Annotated in this window: 1 protein-coding gene; it reads left to right on the top strand. The window is 75.9% G+C overall.

The features are described 5' to 3' along the window. Window positions 1-257 (top strand): endonuclease NucS domain-containing protein (locus tag SM753_RS20865; protein WP_323192963.1); only part of this gene is annotated, 257 nt, incomplete at both ends.

Raw genomic sequence — 257 nt, 5'->3', positions numbered from 1 at the left:
CGACGACCACGAGACGGACGCGCCGAGCGGGACCGAGGCCGACCTGAAGGAACGCGTCCTCGAACGACCGGCCCTGGTCGAACCCGGGCTCCGGCCGCTCGCCACGGAACGGGACACGCCGGCCGGCCCCGTGGACGTGTACGCCGAGGCCGCGGACGGCCAGCCGGTCGTCGTCGAACTCAAGCGCGACCGCGCCGGCCCGGACGCGGTCTCGCAACTCGCCCGGTACGTCGACGCGCTCGCGGCGGACCTCCACG

The sequence above is a fragment of the Halostella sp. PRR32 genome (genome assembly GCF_034808085.1).
Lineage (GTDB): Archaea > Halobacteriota > Halobacteria > Halobacteriales > Natronoarchaeaceae > Halostella > Halostella pelagica.
This window is presented reverse-complemented; position numbering and strand designations above follow the sequence as displayed.